The sequence below is a fragment of the Alteromonas abrolhosensis genome (assembly GCF_001953635.1).
In the GTDB taxonomy this organism is placed as follows: Bacteria; Pseudomonadota; Gammaproteobacteria; order Enterobacterales; family Alteromonadaceae; genus Alteromonas; species Alteromonas abrolhosensis.
Genome location: NZ_MEJH01000003.1, coordinates 378,514 through 393,259, shown reverse-complemented (window position 1 = coordinate 393,259; position 14,746 = coordinate 378,514). Strand labels below are relative to the sequence as shown.

Genomic DNA, 14,746 nt, shown 5'->3' with positions numbered 1-14,746 from the left:
TACAGTCGGCTTCTCAGTAAATAACTACCAAGTAAATATACAATAGCCTTAGCTAATGAACTCGCTCTCAGGATAGTTAAGCTTCAATGTTTTCATTGCGTTATCGCGCAATTCATCAAGGCCTAATTGCTCATAACTTGAAACCATGATTTCAAGCGCCTGCTGCACCTGTGTGGTATTTGGAAAATGCTCAATAACATAACGGCCACGGTTTGCAGCAGCCACATACGCTTGGCGTCTCATATAAAAACGTGCGATAGCAATCTCGTAACGAGCTAAGCGGTCTTTAATATGAACCATGCGCTGTTTCGCATCTGCCGCATATTTGCTATCTGGATATTGTTGGATGAGTCTGCGGAAATCTTCAAACGCCGCACGAGATTTCGACGGATCTCGATCCGTACGGTCAATATTCATTAGCTCTTGGAAAAGATTACTATCTGATTCCATGTTACTTAATCCACGCATGTAATATGCGTAATCAACATCCGAATGATTAGGGTTCAGACGAATAAATCTATCGATAGTAGCAAGCGTCTCTTCAGTTTTGCCCGATTTATAATAGCTATAAATAAGGTCTAGCTGTACTTGATGCGATAAAGGGCCAAAAGGATAGCGTGAATCTAGCGCGCTTAGTGTTTGAGCAGCAGCGCTAAAGTTTCCTACTTCCATACTCTGCTTTGCTCTGTCGTATAGTTGCTGCGCACCCATGTTAGCTAAAACGGCTTTCTCTTCATTATCCGAAGAGCTACATCCTGCGACAGATACCATAGCACCCACTAAAACGGGGGCCAGTAGACGAAATGATTTCATAATAATTCTATTTTCCTGCTAAACAGTTTTAATACTTCGCTGTCTAAGCTCATGTGTTAAACAACAACACTTTGATTGCATTCTAACGTACTAACGATGAGAAAAACCATACAAAAACGTAAACAAGGCAGTGTACAGCGTGAATACTTGTTATAATACCCTTTTTTAGACGCAATCAATGGTGTTATGACACAGTCGCCGAACACAATACAATTAGAAGCTTCAACGGAAGCTGCGCATTTTGGTTTACGATTAGATCAGGTTTTGGCTGATTTGTTCCCTGAATATTCTCGTTCTAAGTTAAAAACTTGGATTCAAGAGGGAAATGTCTCTGTCAATGGTGAAGTAATCACCGTACCACGGCACAAAATGCAAATGGATGAACTTGTTACTGTACAGGCCGAAATGGACGTACAGGTAACAAGCGAAGCGCAAGACATCGCGCTAAACATCGTTTATGAAGATGAGCACATCTTAGTAATTAACAAGCCAGCCGATTTGGTTGTGCACCCAGGTGCCGGGAACCCAAGCGGTACGGTGCTGAATGCACTACTTAATCATTGCCCTGATATAGATAAAGTGCCGCGAGCGGGTATTGTCCACCGACTTGATAAAGACACCACTGGTTTAATGGTAGTGGCAAAAACAATTCCCGCGCAAACGCATCTTGTTGACCAACTGCAGCGCAGAGAGATGAGCCGAGAATACGAAGCCATTGCACTAGGTACTATGGTTGCAGGTGGTATTGTTGATGCGCCTATTGGAAGACACGCTACGAAACGAACGCACATGGCAGTTCGTGAAATGGGTAAACCGGCGGTAACGCATTTTCGTGTTATCGAAAAATTCCGCGCATACACACACCTGCGCTTAAAACTTGAAACTGGCCGTACGCACCAAATCCGCGTTCATATGGCCCACATCAAACACCCATTGCTGGGCGATCAGGTTTATGGTGGGCGTCCTCGTTTACCCAAGGGAGCTTCAGAAGAGTTTATTGCAGCGCTTCGCGGGTTCCAACGTCAGGCATTACATGCCGCTCAGCTTTCTTTATTCCATCCAGAAACGGAAGAGTGGATGACGTGGAAAGCTCCGCTACCTCAGGACATGCAGGACCTACTTAAAGCCGTTAAAAAAGATACCACGGACAATCCACAGGATATTCTTTAAGCAGAGGCGCGAGAAAATGACATTTTCAGCTGCAAACTCATCTATTTCGCCAGCGCTGGATTTGATTACGCCAGCGTGGTCTTGTCCTCCTAACATTGTTGCTTATACAACGACAAGAATGGGAGGAGCAAGCGTAGGTGATTTTGCAGGCTTGAACGTTGGCGCCCACGTGGGTGACGACTTAATGTTAGTAAAGGCCAATAGAAGTCTCATCCCGCATAGCGAGAAAATCACGTGGTTAGAACAAGTTCACAGCAACCGCGTCGTGTCGCTTCCAAGTGCAGATACCACTGCCGATGCGGCTTACTCTACTTCTAATTCACATTTTTGTGCGGTGATGACCGCAGACTGTGTACCTATACTTTTATGTGATGAGAGTGGACAAGAAATTGCCGCAGTGCATGCGGGATGGAAGGGTCTTGAGAGTAATATTGTTAAAAATGCTATTTCACGTTTTAAGTGTAAATCTAACAAACTCATTGCTTGGGTTGGACCCGCAATCAGCGGTGGCTGCTACGAAGTTGATGCCGAACAGGCAAATAAATTTCGTCATGTAGAGGGCGCCATTTCTGATAGTGCTAATAAAGGCAAGTTTTTACTAGACTTACCTAGGGTAACGCGGGTGCAATTACAGCAGGCTGGTGTTGAAAATATTACCTTAAGTAATTTGTGTACGTACACTGATGAAAAGCGCTTTTATTCACATCGAAGAGCAACCCACCAAAACAAGCGCACGACAGGGCGTATGGTAAGCGTCATCGGTATTCTGTAACCGTTTCCTCTTAACGAGGGGGCGTGCCCGAAATGTTTGCGCTAAATCAAACTCTCGTCACTATTTCTTATCTTTTTGGCTAACTTTTTAATCTCGTACTTGAATCACAATTGTGCAGCCTACATAACTAGAACATAAATAGTTGTTAATTTTTTTAGGTTGAGATTATGAGACTAGATAGATTTACCAGTAAATTTCAGCTCGCCATTTCCGATGCTCAATCACTCGCATTGGGGCGAGATCACCAATACATTGAACCCGTTCACCTTATGACTGCTATGCTGAACCAGCAAGGTGGTTCAGTACGTCCACTACTTGATCAAGCTAACATTAATGTTAATGCGCTGCGATCAGCACTGAGCCAAGCTATTGAACGCTTGCCTCGTATTGAAGGCATTGGAGGCGATGTTCAATTAAGTAAAGACAGCGGCATTTTACTAAATCTTTGCGACAAGATAGCGCAGCAACGGAAAGACGAATACATCACTTCAGAAATCTTTGTTCTTGCGGCGCTACAAGATAAAGGGCGCTTGGGTGAAATCCTCAAAAGCCTGAATATTACTAAAGAAGCTATAGAAAGTGCGATAGACGACATGCGTGGTGGACAGAAGGTGACAGACCCCAACGCCGAGGACGTTCGTCAGGCGCTCGAAAAGTACACCACAGATTTAACCGAGCGAGCCGAACAAGGTAAGCTAGACCCGGTTATTGGTCGAGACGATGAGATTCGTCGAACCGTCCAAGTTTTACAGCGCAGAACCAAAAACAACCCCGTTCTCATTGGTGAACCGGGTGTGGGTAAAACGGCTATTGTGGAAGGTTTGGCACAGCGCATCATTAATGGCGAAGTTCCAGAAGGGTTAAAGAACAAGCGCGTTCTTGCCTTGGATATGGGCGCATTAGTAGCGGGGGCTAAATATCGCGGTGAGTTTGAAGAGCGCCTTAAAGCAGTGCTTAATGAGCTGGCCAAAGAAGAAGGCCGCGTGATCTTATTCGTTGACGAACTGCACACCATGGTAGGTGCAGGGAAGGGCGATGGAGCGATGGATGCAGGTAATATGCTTAAACCTGCGTTAGCCCGTGGTGAACTTCACTGCGTAGGGGCTACTACACTGGATGAATATCGTCAGTACATTGAAAAAGACGCTGCGCTTGAACGTCGTTTCCAAAAAGTATTAGTTGAAGAGCCAAGTGTAGAAGACACCATTGCCATTCTGCGAGGCCTCAAAGAACGTTATGAGTTGCATCACTCGGTCGACATTACCGACCCGGCAATTGTTGCAGCAGCGAGTTTGTCACATCGCTACATTAGTGACCGTCAATTACCAGACAAGGCAATTGACCTTATTGATGAAGCAGCTTCAAGTATTCGTTTGCAAATAGACTCTAAGCCAGAGGAAATGGATCGTCTGGAGCGTCGTATCATCCAGCTTAAGTTGGAAGAACAAGCGCTTGCCAAAGAAACTGATGACGCGAGTCATAAGCGCCTTGAAATGATTGAGCTAGAGCGTGAGCAAGCGGAAACTAAGTATGCAGAGCTTGAAAAAGTATGGCTGGACGAAAAAGACGCCATGCAGGGCACTCAAACCATCAAAGGGGAGCTTGAACAGGCTAAACTTGATTTGGAAATTGCTCGACGTGCGTCTGACCTAAACCGCATGTCGGAACTGCAATATGGCCGTATTCCCGAGCTAGAAGCAAAGCTAGAGCAAGCGGCTGAAAATGAAACCAGAGAAACTACGTTACTCAAAAACAAAGTTACTGACGTTGAAATTGCCGATGTGCTTTCTCGCTGGACTGGTATTCCCGTAGCGAGAATGCTAGAGGGCGAGCGCGAGAAATTACTGCGCATGGAAGATGTTCTTCACAAACGTGTTGTGGGTCAAGAAGAGGCGGTTCAGGCTGTATCAAATGCCATTAGACGTTCACGTGCAGGGCTTGCAGATCCAAATCGGCCTATCGGCTCATTCTTGTTCTTAGGGCCGACAGGTGTAGGTAAAACAGAACTGTGTAAGGCGCTGGCAGGCTTTATGTTTGATACTGAAGACGCTATGGTGCGTATCGACATGTCTGAGTTTATGGAAAAACATTCAGTAGCACGTTTAGTAGGTGCTCCTCCCGGCTATGTCGGTTATGAAGAGGGAGGGTACTTAACGGAAGCCGTGCGCCGCAAACCGTATTCGGTAATTCTTCTGGACGAAGTTGAAAAGGCGCACCCAGACGTATTTAATATCTTGCTTCAAGTGTTAGATGACGGACGACTTACTGATGGACAAGGGCGCACTGTAGATTTTAAAAATACGGTTGTGATCATGACGTCTAACCTAGGGTCAGACATCATCCAAGATAAGCACAATGAAAGCCAGTATGACGATATGAAAGCGTCGGTAATGAGTGTAGTAGGGCAACACTTCAGGCCTGAATTCATCAACCGCGTAGATGATATAGTGGTATTCCATCCACTAGGGAAAGAGCAGATTAAGTCTATAGCCAAAATTCAGCTTGCCTCACTTCGTGCAAGGCTGGCAGAGAAAGGGTATAAACTTACGCTTACTGCGGCAGCAATGGATAAGTTGGCAGACGCTGGCTTCGACCCTGTGTTTGGCGCAAGACCGCTTAAACGAGCAATTCAAGTGCAAGTGGAAAACCCACTCGCGCATCAATTACTCGCTGGCGAGCTTATCCCTGAATCTACTATTCGTATTGATGCGGATGATAGCGGACTTTTTGTTGTTAGCGGCTAACGATGAAGAATTTTGGTTAGATAAAAGGCACTGAATTTGAAGTGACCCCATTAAGTTGGACTCATTTCTAAGCGGCAACCAAGGCCTGATTTCGATATTGTATCGGACTCAGGCCTTTTAGTTTTAGCTTAATGCGTTCGTTGTTGTAGTAATCAATATATTCTTTGATGTTTTCAATGAGCTCATTCGCATCTTTGAACGTTTCATTGTGATACATCTCAGTTTTTAATATGCCGAAGAAGTTCTCTGCAACGGCATTGTCTAAACAGTTTCCTTTCCTAGACATACTTTGAAGCAACCCATGCTTTTTCAGGTGTTGTTGGTATTGTATGTTTTGATATTGCCAACCTTGGTCTGAGTGTAAGAGTGGCTTCTCGTGCTTCAGTAGCTTTGCTGTGGCAGCTTTGAGCATATCAGTGACTAAGGGTAACGTAACCGATGTTCGAACTTCATAGCTAACCACCTCTTGGTTAAACAGGTCTATTATCGGTGACAGATATACTTTCTGGCCGTTGACCTTAAACTCAGTCACATCAGTTACCCATTTTTGATTCGGTTTCTTTGYCGTAAATTCACGTTTAAGGACATTTTCAGCGACTTTGCCGACTTCACCTTTGTAAGATTTATAGCGTTTAGGCCTGACTTTTGATTTCAAGCCGAGTTCACCCATCAAGCGTTGCACACGCTTGTGATTAACTACCAAGCCCATCATTCTTAGCGCGTAAGTTATTCTACGATAGCCATATCGACCTTTATGCTTGTGATAGATATCACGTATCTTTATGCGTAAGTCAGTATTGGAACAAGGCTGATTCAGGGTATTACGATGGTAGTAATACACACTCTTGGGAAGCCCTGTAACCTTTAATAAATGCTGTAAGCTATATATTGCCTTGAGCTCTTCGACAACTATCGTTTTGTCTTTGCTTTTTTCTTTCTGGCTTGAGCCAAGGCTTCTAACTTTTTTAAGACAGCGTTCTCTGCACGTAGATAATCGAGCTCTTCTCTCAGTTCTTTTTCAGTCATCTCAGATGATGGTTTAGGAGTAGAAGAATGATTAATCACGCGAGGCCTACCTGTTTTCTGTGGTTTAAGACGAGTTATACCCTCGCGAGCATAAAGCTTTTGCCATTGAAATAAAATACCTGGGGATGATAAGTCGAAATAGGCGCTGGTATATGTCAGTGACCAATGATTCGCAGACATAGCATTGAGTACATGCAGTTTAAATTCAAAGGTGTAAGGCAATTGCTTATGGATAAAACTATCAAAGCCGTTGATGCGATAGACTTGAGACCAGTAACGAATAAGGTTAGGTCGTACTTTAAACTTTCTACCTAAGGCTCCTGAACTCTCTTCTTGCGCTAGTCGCGCTAGCTTTAACTTAAATGCTCTGTGATGTTTTGACATAAAAAGACCCCCAGTAATTGGATAGTCCAACTATTGGGGGTCACTTCANATTGAGTACATGCAGTTTAAATTCAAAGGTGTAAGGCAATTGCTTATGGATAAAACTATCAAAGCCGTTGATGCGATAGACTTGAGACCAGTAACGAATAAGGTTAGGTCGTACTTTAAACTTTCTACCTAAGGCTCCTGAACTCTCTTCTTGCGCTAGTCGCGCTAGCTTTAACTTAAATGCTCTGTGATGTTTTGACATAAAAAGACCCCCAGTAATTGGATAGTCCAACTATTGGGGGTCACTTCAGTATTGCACACCGCCTTTTTCATTTTTACACTAGCAAGCTACACTGCTGTGACATAGAGGTGACAATGAAAGAGCTAGCCCAATGGCTACAATCACAAACCGAAAAACACATGGTTTTAGGTTACGGAAGCTTACTAAGTAAAGATAGCCGAGAGCGCTACTCGAACATTTTTATTCAGGGGATCCCCGTTACCGTTTCAGGTTTCGAAAGGGCTTGGGTGACGCGCAGCGTTGAAGAAAAGCAAACCTACGTAGGAGCAGTAGCAAATGCAACGAGTAAGCTAAACGCCCAGCTGGTCCCCACGCAAATTAATCCCGCGCTTCAAGAAAGAGAAAAAGACTATCGCTTTGTTGAAGTCAGCCCTCAAAACCTCGATTTTCATTTACATCACCCTGATAATGCAACGTGGTTAGAAGATACCCTTTCACAATTTTCTTTTTGGATTTGTGAAACCCTTGCCTGTGAACCTGCAAGTGAGGCATACCCCGTCCATCAAACTTACATTGATACCTGTTTGGCTGGTTGTTTGGAGCACGGTGGTCAAGAAGAGGCTAAGCGGTTTATAGCGCAAACCTCGCTTTGGGAACATCCGAGAGTAAACGACAGAGTTGCGCCTAAATACCCTCGAGCTGCACTTGTGGACAGCAAGCAAATTGAACACATAGACACGCTTCTATCAAACAGGTAGTGTGAGCGTCTGTGAATGAATACCTTGCCCATTAAGGTAATACACGCTCACAATTATTTACGATAAGAATAATATCCCGTTAGTTTAACCATACTGGCAAAAGGATTAGTGTGAATACGACCACCTCTTTTTTTACGAACGATAGAATTACATTGCGTCCGCTGACCTATGATGACAAGCATTGGATACTAGCACTTCAGCAAGACGTACTATGGCTTAAATACATTGGAAGTAAAAACGTTAATAACGTAGACGACGCCTGTGACTATATTGGTAAAACTAATGCGCAGCGAGAAGAGTGGGGGTATGGTCTACTAGCTGTTGAACTGAGCGAAACTAAGCAACCGTTAGGTGTGTGTGGGCTGTTCAATCGATTCGCATTTGAATGCCCTGACTTAGGCTTTGCTATGCTGCCTGAGGCGAGAAGAAATGGTGTGTGCTTTGAGGCATGCCAGTGTGTTATCGCCTGGTCTGCCTCACAAGGCTATCGCTTTTTAACAGCGATGACCCACCCAGAAAATATGGCATCACAAAAACTCTTAATGCGATTAGGGTTTGAAAAGCAGGGGCTATACTTTGATAAAGCCTTTCCCGGCCAGCACTTGTATAGATTGGAACTATCAGCCCCTAGCTCAGCTGCCTTTTAATTCCTGCTTTACGACTTCAGTCAAAAATTACAGGGGCGGCAGCACGGTCATTTTCTTAATGATGATAGGCTCAATCGGGACGTTATTCGCATTCAAGCGAATGGAATATTCTGTTTCTACTTCAGACATGGCGTCGACAATGTCTTCGCCTTCTACAATCACGCCAAATACTGCATAACCCCAGTCTCTTCCAGGGTTTAAGCTAGTGTTGTCGTTTACGTTAAAGAAAAACTGGCGGTTTGCCGTATGCGGGTCGCTTTGTCTTGCCATTGCGATGGTGTGCAAGTCGTTAGTCAACCCGTTACCCGATTCGTTAAAGATATCTGGGAAATTTGATTTGCCGTTGAAATCGGCAGTATATCCGCCGCCTTGTACAACAAACCCTGGCACAATGCGATGAAAAATAGTGTCTTCATATGCGCGTTTATCTACGTAGCGAAGAAAGTTGTTCACCGTAATCGGCGCACGTCTTCTATCGAGTTCCACTACAACATCGCCCATTGTGGTTTCAATTTTTACCCTTGGATAGTAGTTATCAGGCTGAACCTGAGAACCATCGTCTTTCTTTGCCATAACCGCAGAACTGCTACCTAGCAGCAAAACGGCGGTGAAAAGTGGTAAAAGTATTTTTCTCATAAAAATGCCTTTAAATGTATTTCAGATTTCGCGGATAACCTATTGGGCACGCTTAGCGTTTCGCAGTGCCTAAGATAACGAACTTTTTGTCACTCGCAAGTACCTTGGCGCCACCAAATAACTTCTTAAGTTTAATGTGATAATCAAGATGGCGGTTACCAACAACAACCAAGTGACCGCTTTTAATCAGCAAATCCCGAGAATCGGTAAACATTTGCCATGCGATATGATCGGTAATCGCGTTTTGTTGGTGAAACGGTGGGTTACAAAGAATTTTAGTAACAGCCGGTTTGTGCTCTCGGTTAAGTAATGTTTCTAGGCAATTGCTTGCTACAAACTCGCACTGCGCAATTTTATCTGGATGGTTGTTAAGTACGTTTAGTCTGGCACTTTCCAGCGCCATATACGATTCGTCGACAAAGATTACTTTGGCGTCAGGAGCGAGTGTCAACGCGTTTACTCCTAGTACGCCGTTGCCGCAACCTAAATCAACTACGACGTCGTTAGCGCTTACTGTCATGTGCTCCAACATGATACGTGCGCCGATATCCAGAGACTGTCGAGAAAACGCATTTGCTAGATTGTCTATGGTTAGTGGTGCTCCCATGGTGCTCTTGCACTGCCAGCGCGTTGGATAGGGCGAGTCTGATAGTTTGAGCGACTCGCGAGGCGTGGCGAACACAAGCCGGGACTTCTTTTTGGCAAGGGACGTGGTAGTGGGGCCGATATAACGCTCAAAAAGATTAAGCACAGATTTAGTAATGGCTTTAACTTTACCCGTTGCCACTATACGGGTGTCGGGCGTCACATACTTTTGTAAGTCGATAAGCTGCTGTTCAAGTAGGGCAAGGGCGCGGGGCACCTTAAGTACAACAAGGCGCGGTGCTTTTTCCGGCTTAAACGTTAAGCTCTGCACACTCGTCAGCGTTTGTACGGGCGCGGTTTGAAGCTCATCTGTGGCAGCAACTTCTGATGTGTTCAGCAACTGGTTGGCTTTCAAATTTTCATGCAATGAGCGCAGCGAGATGTAAGAGTCGGATATCCAGTACGGCGCTAAATGCGAGAACCAGCAACCCAGCACACCGAAATCGTCATTAAAGATCATCATCGGGCCATCATTTTCACCGCCGTCAATCGAAAGTGCTTCATCACTTAGTAACGTCTCAACGTGCTCAATAATAAGCTCGTCGGCGCTATCCCATGCTTGAAGGCTTACGTGCTGGTGCTTTTCAGGATAGCGAATCAGCGAAAATTGTCGGTCGGCAAAAATAAATTCTGTATTCATTGGGGTCTGTTTTCAGGGAAAAGCTCAAGACATTCACCGTTAGCGAATGTGTAATTGGTTACATCTTCTGCCTTTATCTTACCATATCAAGCGGGTGGCTCTACCTAATAACTCGCTATTGTTCGTTATACTACTCCCGCTTTAAGCGTGAGTATTAACCAAGGGGTATAACAATCCACCTTGGCAAAATGTACGTAATTAAAGTGTAATTGGGTTTTCGTCTCGGTGTATCTTAACGCTTTCGAGGCTAAGTACCCGCAGCCAGAATTGAGAACTAACTGAAGCACTATACTTACGCATGCAATTTTCTCTATTTGAGTCCCCGAACGACAACCACGCTCCCTATAAGCTTCCGCTGTCAGAGGGCGATGTTACTTATTTTCCAAATGCACTATCCAAAAAAGCATCAGATACCTTTTTTGAGCAGCTTCAGGCCGAACTACCCTGGCGTCAGGATACTATTCGATTGTTCGGGAAACCCGTAAAAATACCGCGCCTTCAGAGCTGGCACGGCGACGAAGAGTGTACCTATACCTATTCAAATTTAACCATGTCTCCGAACCCGTGGACCGAAAGCCTTTTGGACATTAAAAAATGTTGTGAGGAACTATGCGGGTCAGAGCACAAAACAAAATTCAATAGTGTTTTAGCGAACTGGTATCGCAATGGGCAAGACAGCATGAGCTTCCACTCTGATGATGAACCTGAATTGGGGATAAACCCGGTTATAGCATCTGTTACCTTGGGCGAAGCAAGACCCTTTGTTTTCAAGCATAAAGAAACGAAAGAGAAGCATACGCAAGTGCTTGAGCATGGTAGCGTATTGATAATGGCTGGTTCTACCCAAAGTCATTACGTGCACGGTATAGCGAAGACGGCTAAGCCTATCGGTGGTAGAATTAATCTTACATTTAGACATCTTATTCAAAGAGCAAGGTAAGCTATGCAAGTAAAAGCATTTCTTGAGTCCACTATTGAAACTGCACTTAATCCGCAATACCTCGAAGTTGTGGATGAAAGCTTTATGCACAATGTGCCTGAGGGAGCTCAAAGTCATTTTAAAGTGACGGTAGTAAGCGATACTTTTGAAGGCAAGCGCTTGATAGCGAGACACAGAGAAATTAATGGTCTTGCCGCCGAGGCGCTGCAAGGGCCTGTTCATGCTTTAGCGCTTCATACATATACCCCTGCCGAATGGGAAGCACGAGGCGGACAATCTTTAGTCTCACCTAACTGCTTGGGTGGCAGTAAACACGACAAATAACGTCATTAATCATGGAAAGCGGAAGTCGCGCTACGACTAGTGACGAACTGAAGGCTGTTGTGGGCTGTAGGCTTGTTTCACAAATATTAAGGAATGGATAGGTGACGCAAGCTCGATTTGACGAGAAAGAGAGGGAGTTCGTTCTAAAGCTAAGTGAAATTATTCGTCAGGACCCTTTCAGAATGCGATGCCTTCGCGCGTTACGCGCCCTAAATGTACCGCAAGGGTATATCGGCGCTGGGTTTGTGCGAAATGCCATTTGGGATATGTTGCACAACAAAGCCACGCCCACTCCACTTAACGATATTGATGTGATTTACTTTAGCTCTGATGAGCTCGGGCAAAGCAAAAATGTTGTTAAGACACATACCGCATCATCTTTTCATCAATCACCCTCTCAAGCAGTCGAACAATCGGTACTACTCTCGGCGACAAAAGCACATGAGCTAGTTCTTGAGGGAGAGCTAAGCCGCCTTGTAGCAGACGCTAACTGGCAAGTAAAAAACCAAGCGCGCATGCACCTAGCGCACGATCACGCTCCCTATAAAAATTGTCACGAAGCGATTTCATATTGGATAGAGCAGGAGACCTGTGTAGCAGTTCGACTTACTGAAAGCGGTGATATAGATGTGCTTGCACCGTTTGGCTTGTCGGCCAACTTCGCGGGCACGCTAAGCATTAACCCAAAACATCCAAGACCTGATGTTTTTAAACAAAGAGTTAATGCTAAAAACTGGCTAACTCAATGGCCATCGTTAAAGGTCGTGGACTATCCAGCTAAATAACTTGCGCTACAAATTGCGACCACAAAAAAATGCACTCTACTTTCGTGTGACGCTCTTCGTTGCAATGTTGACGATTTTAGACGCAATGATAGCTATGGTTGTATTTTCACTCATCGCTTGTTTTTGTAATCGCCGATACGCGCTATTCTCACTCAATCCGAATTGTTCCATAATTACGAGCTTGGCGCGTCCAATCAGTTTTTGTTCTTGTATTGCCCGCTTCGCTTCTTCAAGCTCTCGCTCCATATCCTCTATGTGCTGTGCCTGTGAACGCAATAAGTCATAAAAAGAGCGGTGGGCAGATAGGGTCTTTGTCTGCTCGTTGAGTGACAGTGTTTTGATCTCGTCTTCTTTAGTGTCTTCCGCTAAGCCGGGCATGCTTGGGTCAAACAGCAAGGTAAGCGGCGAGCCATCAGTTGTATGTTCATCGTTAAAGCGCGTAAGTAACTGTTGGTGATTGGCCATTTCATTTTTGGCGTTGGCCACTTTTGTATTGGTTTGTTGCGTAAGAGTTTCTGTTAGCGCAACTTCAATATCCTGCATTGCATCGATACGCCGTGTAGCCACATCAAACCATACTTCAGAAATTTCACTGGCAATAGGACTGCCGTCACTGAGTTGTGCAATCATATTTCTGAGCTGTGTGATATCGATTGCCGCCGGACTTTTATTTAAAGATTCCAGTGCGTCTTTTTGTGCTTTGCAGCTAAACTCACAGAATATCCCGAAGTGATGTTCCTGAGCTTGCTGCAAGGCGGCAAGCTTTTCGCAAAGTCGCACATCAAAGTGGGTTTCTGCGAAACCAATAGCTCCCCATGCACGTTCCTGCCCAGCGTATTCTTTAGCTTGCATAAAGTTGAACAGGGCAACCAGTAACCGGGTAATTGTTGGGTCGCTTGCAATATCCGCCGCTTCAAAAATTACCGTAAGTAAACTAGCGACTAGTCGACTATAGGCTCGGGTCGATTCCAGAGGCGTCAGCATTTGCTTGCTGACTTGCCCACGTAGTCGCGGCAAGTAATCTGTTGCCTGCATGGCAAGCGTAATACTGCTCAACAAGCGCGGATTGCCCGAGGTAATTTCATCAGTGAGGTAGAGAGACTTTAAATGACTCTTTAGTATAGATTCGGCTTGCTCACTCGCACTGACATATTGCATTCGCTCAGAACTATAACGCTCTCCTTTCGAAGCTAGAAAAATATTACTGGCACCACGCTCTTTTTGTAATTCATGAATAAGCTCTCGAACCGCAATTACAATGCGACAGTTGCTCGATAGTTGTTCAAGCACGGTAATTTCAGCGTGCTTTGCCGCTAACAAAAAGCGCTTAGTAGCGTCACTACAAAGCGCAATGGTCGGTTCAGGTTCATGAAGCATATTAAGGCCTGCTGCTTATTGGTACACACGTTTCGCCTTTATCTCGATGGATGCGTTTTTATGCGGAAACAATGTTAGAAACTCTTCACTCTTCAAATCGAGCAACAATTAACAAGCAACACTTATGCCCTGTTTATTAGAATTTTCGAAGATAAAGGTCAGAAAGCAGTGAAAACGCAAAGGGGGTAGAGAAATTGAGTGTGGTAGCAAGATTGAGGGGGGGGAGTTTGGAGCTGGATGTGAGGTATTCGCCGGGGACGATGTAATGCCGAATTGGCGAGGCTGCGCCAAAATGGTGCAGCTTCGCAAAAGGTGTGGTTTTGCTATCCAGATTAGTTTCTGACAACGCGGAGAAACCAACCTACAAACAGTGAAATTAAGAAACCAAAGAAGGCAATCATTGTGGTGATGGTAAGCATTTGCCCAGAAAAGTCTGCATTTTCACCCGTATGTTCGCTTACTAACATCCCTGATGCTTTAAAAATAAACAGTGCAGCTACAGAAAACAATAAGATAACGGCGGTCGACATAATAGTGGCTTTCCAATAAGCCTTTGGCGACATCCAGTGAATAGCGCCCGCCACTAGCACGCACAAAATTGTAAGAATATAAGGTACCACTTTAACTCCTCGTTGAATAAGGCTTGTGCCCTATTGCGACGTCTTGTCACGACTCGAATTAGAAATTGAGCGTAGTGAACGACGCGGTTAACCAAAACCCTTATACGATGCCACGTATGAGGCAATTTGTCAGCATCAGCGATTTAATTAAGCCTCAAGCTGGCCTTAAAAAGTTGGCAGGCAAAGATGAGAGGGGTGGATAAGGAGGATTGTCTCTTCACAACTGCATGTAACGG

At 44.8% G+C, this 14,746-nt stretch carries 14 protein-coding genes and 1 pseudogene; 8 read left to right on the top strand and 7 right to left on the bottom strand.

Going from position 1 to position 14,746, the window contains the following annotated elements:
• Positions 1-48: 48 nt before the first annotated feature.
• Entirely contained in the window at positions 49-813 is a 765-nt protein-coding gene (locus BGK61_RS03805; RefSeq protein WP_076012633.1) for an outer membrane protein assembly factor BamD, read from the bottom strand.
• 186 nt (positions 814-999) lie between these two features.
• On the opposite strand from BGK61_RS03805, the gene rluD reads away from it, so the two are divergent.
• The 3 genes from rluD (at position 1,000) to clpB (ending at position 5,499) form a co-directional block, all read left to right on the top strand.
• Positions 1,000-1,983, top strand: a complete 984-nt coding sequence (rluD, locus tag BGK61_RS03800) for a 23S rRNA pseudouridine(1911/1915/1917) synthase RluD (protein WP_014998912.1) — start codon at positions 1,000-1,002, stop codon at positions 1,981-1,983.
• A gap of 16 nt (positions 1,984-1,999) precedes the next feature.
• The gene (gene pgeF / locus BGK61_RS03795; protein ID WP_076012632.1) at positions 2,000-2,755 is read left to right on the top strand and encodes a peptidoglycan editing factor PgeF; all 756 of its coding nucleotides are present in this window, start codon (positions 2,000-2,002) and stop codon (positions 2,753-2,755) included.
• A gap of 167 nt (positions 2,756-2,922) precedes the next feature.
• On the top strand, positions 2,923-5,499 hold the full coding sequence (gene clpB / locus BGK61_RS03790; RefSeq protein ID WP_014998910.1) for an ATP-dependent chaperone ClpB: 2,577 nt from the start codon (positions 2,923-2,925) through the stop codon (positions 5,497-5,499).
• 67 nt (positions 5,500-5,566) lie between these two features.
• Here the strand turns inward: clpB and BGK61_RS03785 are convergent.
• Positions 5,567-6,451 (bottom strand): annotated as a pseudogene (locus BGK61_RS03785) (IS3 family transposase); the annotation flags it as partial.
• On the bottom strand, positions 6,409-6,909 hold the full coding sequence (locus tag BGK61_RS03780) for a transposase (RefSeq protein WP_014999869.1): 501 nt from the start codon (positions 6,907-6,909) through the stop codon (positions 6,409-6,411). The pseudogene BGK61_RS03785 and the gene BGK61_RS03780, both read right to left, overlap by 43 nt.
• A gap of 363 nt (positions 6,910-7,272) precedes the next feature.
• Here BGK61_RS03780 and BGK61_RS03770 point away from each other — a divergent pair, with 363 nt between their 5' ends.
• Together BGK61_RS03770 and BGK61_RS03765 are read left to right on the top strand one after the other, a co-directional pair.
• The gene (locus BGK61_RS03770; RefSeq protein ID WP_076012938.1) at positions 7,273-7,896 is read left to right on the top strand and encodes a gamma-glutamylcyclotransferase; all 624 of its coding nucleotides are present in this window, start codon (positions 7,273-7,275) and stop codon (positions 7,894-7,896) included.
• 110 nt (positions 7,897-8,006) lie between these two features.
• The gene (locus BGK61_RS03765; RefSeq protein WP_076012939.1) at positions 8,007-8,543 is read left to right on the top strand and encodes a GNAT family N-acetyltransferase; all 537 of its coding nucleotides are present in this window, start codon (positions 8,007-8,009) and stop codon (positions 8,541-8,543) included.
• A 27-nt stretch (positions 8,544-8,570) separates the two neighbouring features.
• Here BGK61_RS03765 and BGK61_RS03760 read toward each other — a convergent pair whose 3' ends face one another.
• Together BGK61_RS03760 and BGK61_RS03755 are read right to left on the bottom strand one after the other, a co-directional pair.
• Positions 8,571-9,179 (bottom strand): peptidylprolyl isomerase, encoded by a 609-nt coding sequence (locus BGK61_RS03760; protein WP_014997276.1) that lies wholly within the window; start codon positions 9,177-9,179, stop codon positions 8,571-8,573.
• 52 nt (positions 9,180-9,231) lie between these two features.
• Entirely contained in the window at positions 9,232-10,464 is a 1,233-nt protein-coding gene (locus tag BGK61_RS03755) for a methyltransferase (RefSeq protein WP_076026013.1), read from the bottom strand.
• 298 nt (positions 10,465-10,762) lie between these two features.
• On the opposite strand from BGK61_RS03755, the gene BGK61_RS03750 reads away from it, so the two are divergent.
• From BGK61_RS03750 to BGK61_RS03740, 3 genes are all read left to right on the top strand, one after another.
• Entirely contained in the window at positions 10,763-11,404 is a 642-nt protein-coding gene (locus BGK61_RS03750; protein WP_076012812.1) for an alpha-ketoglutarate-dependent dioxygenase AlkB family protein, read from the top strand.
• 3 nt (positions 11,405-11,407) lie between these two features.
• Positions 11,408-11,728: a BolA family protein gene (locus BGK61_RS03745; protein ID WP_014997279.1), complete on the top strand. Its 321-nt coding sequence runs from the start codon at positions 11,408-11,410 to the stop codon at positions 11,726-11,728.
• Between the two features lie 101 nt (positions 11,729-11,829).
• A complete protein-coding gene (locus BGK61_RS03740) occupies positions 11,830-12,513 on the top strand; it encodes a nucleotidyltransferase family protein (RefSeq protein WP_083648724.1) in 684 nt (227 codons plus the stop codon).
• Between the two features lie 36 nt (positions 12,514-12,549).
• Here the strand turns inward: BGK61_RS03740 and BGK61_RS03735 are convergent, their stop codons facing one another.
• Both BGK61_RS03735 and BGK61_RS03730 read right to left on the bottom strand, forming a co-directional pair.
• Complete coding sequence (locus BGK61_RS03735) at positions 12,550-13,890, bottom strand: nitrate regulatory protein (protein WP_076012813.1); 1,341 nt, start codon at positions 13,888-13,890, stop codon at positions 12,550-12,552.
• Positions 13,891-14,222: 332 nt separating this feature from the next.
• Complete coding sequence (locus tag BGK61_RS03730) at positions 14,223-14,510, bottom strand: hypothetical protein (RefSeq protein WP_014948232.1); 288 nt, start codon at positions 14,508-14,510, stop codon at positions 14,223-14,225.
• Between the last annotated feature and the right edge of the window lie 236 nt (positions 14,511-14,746).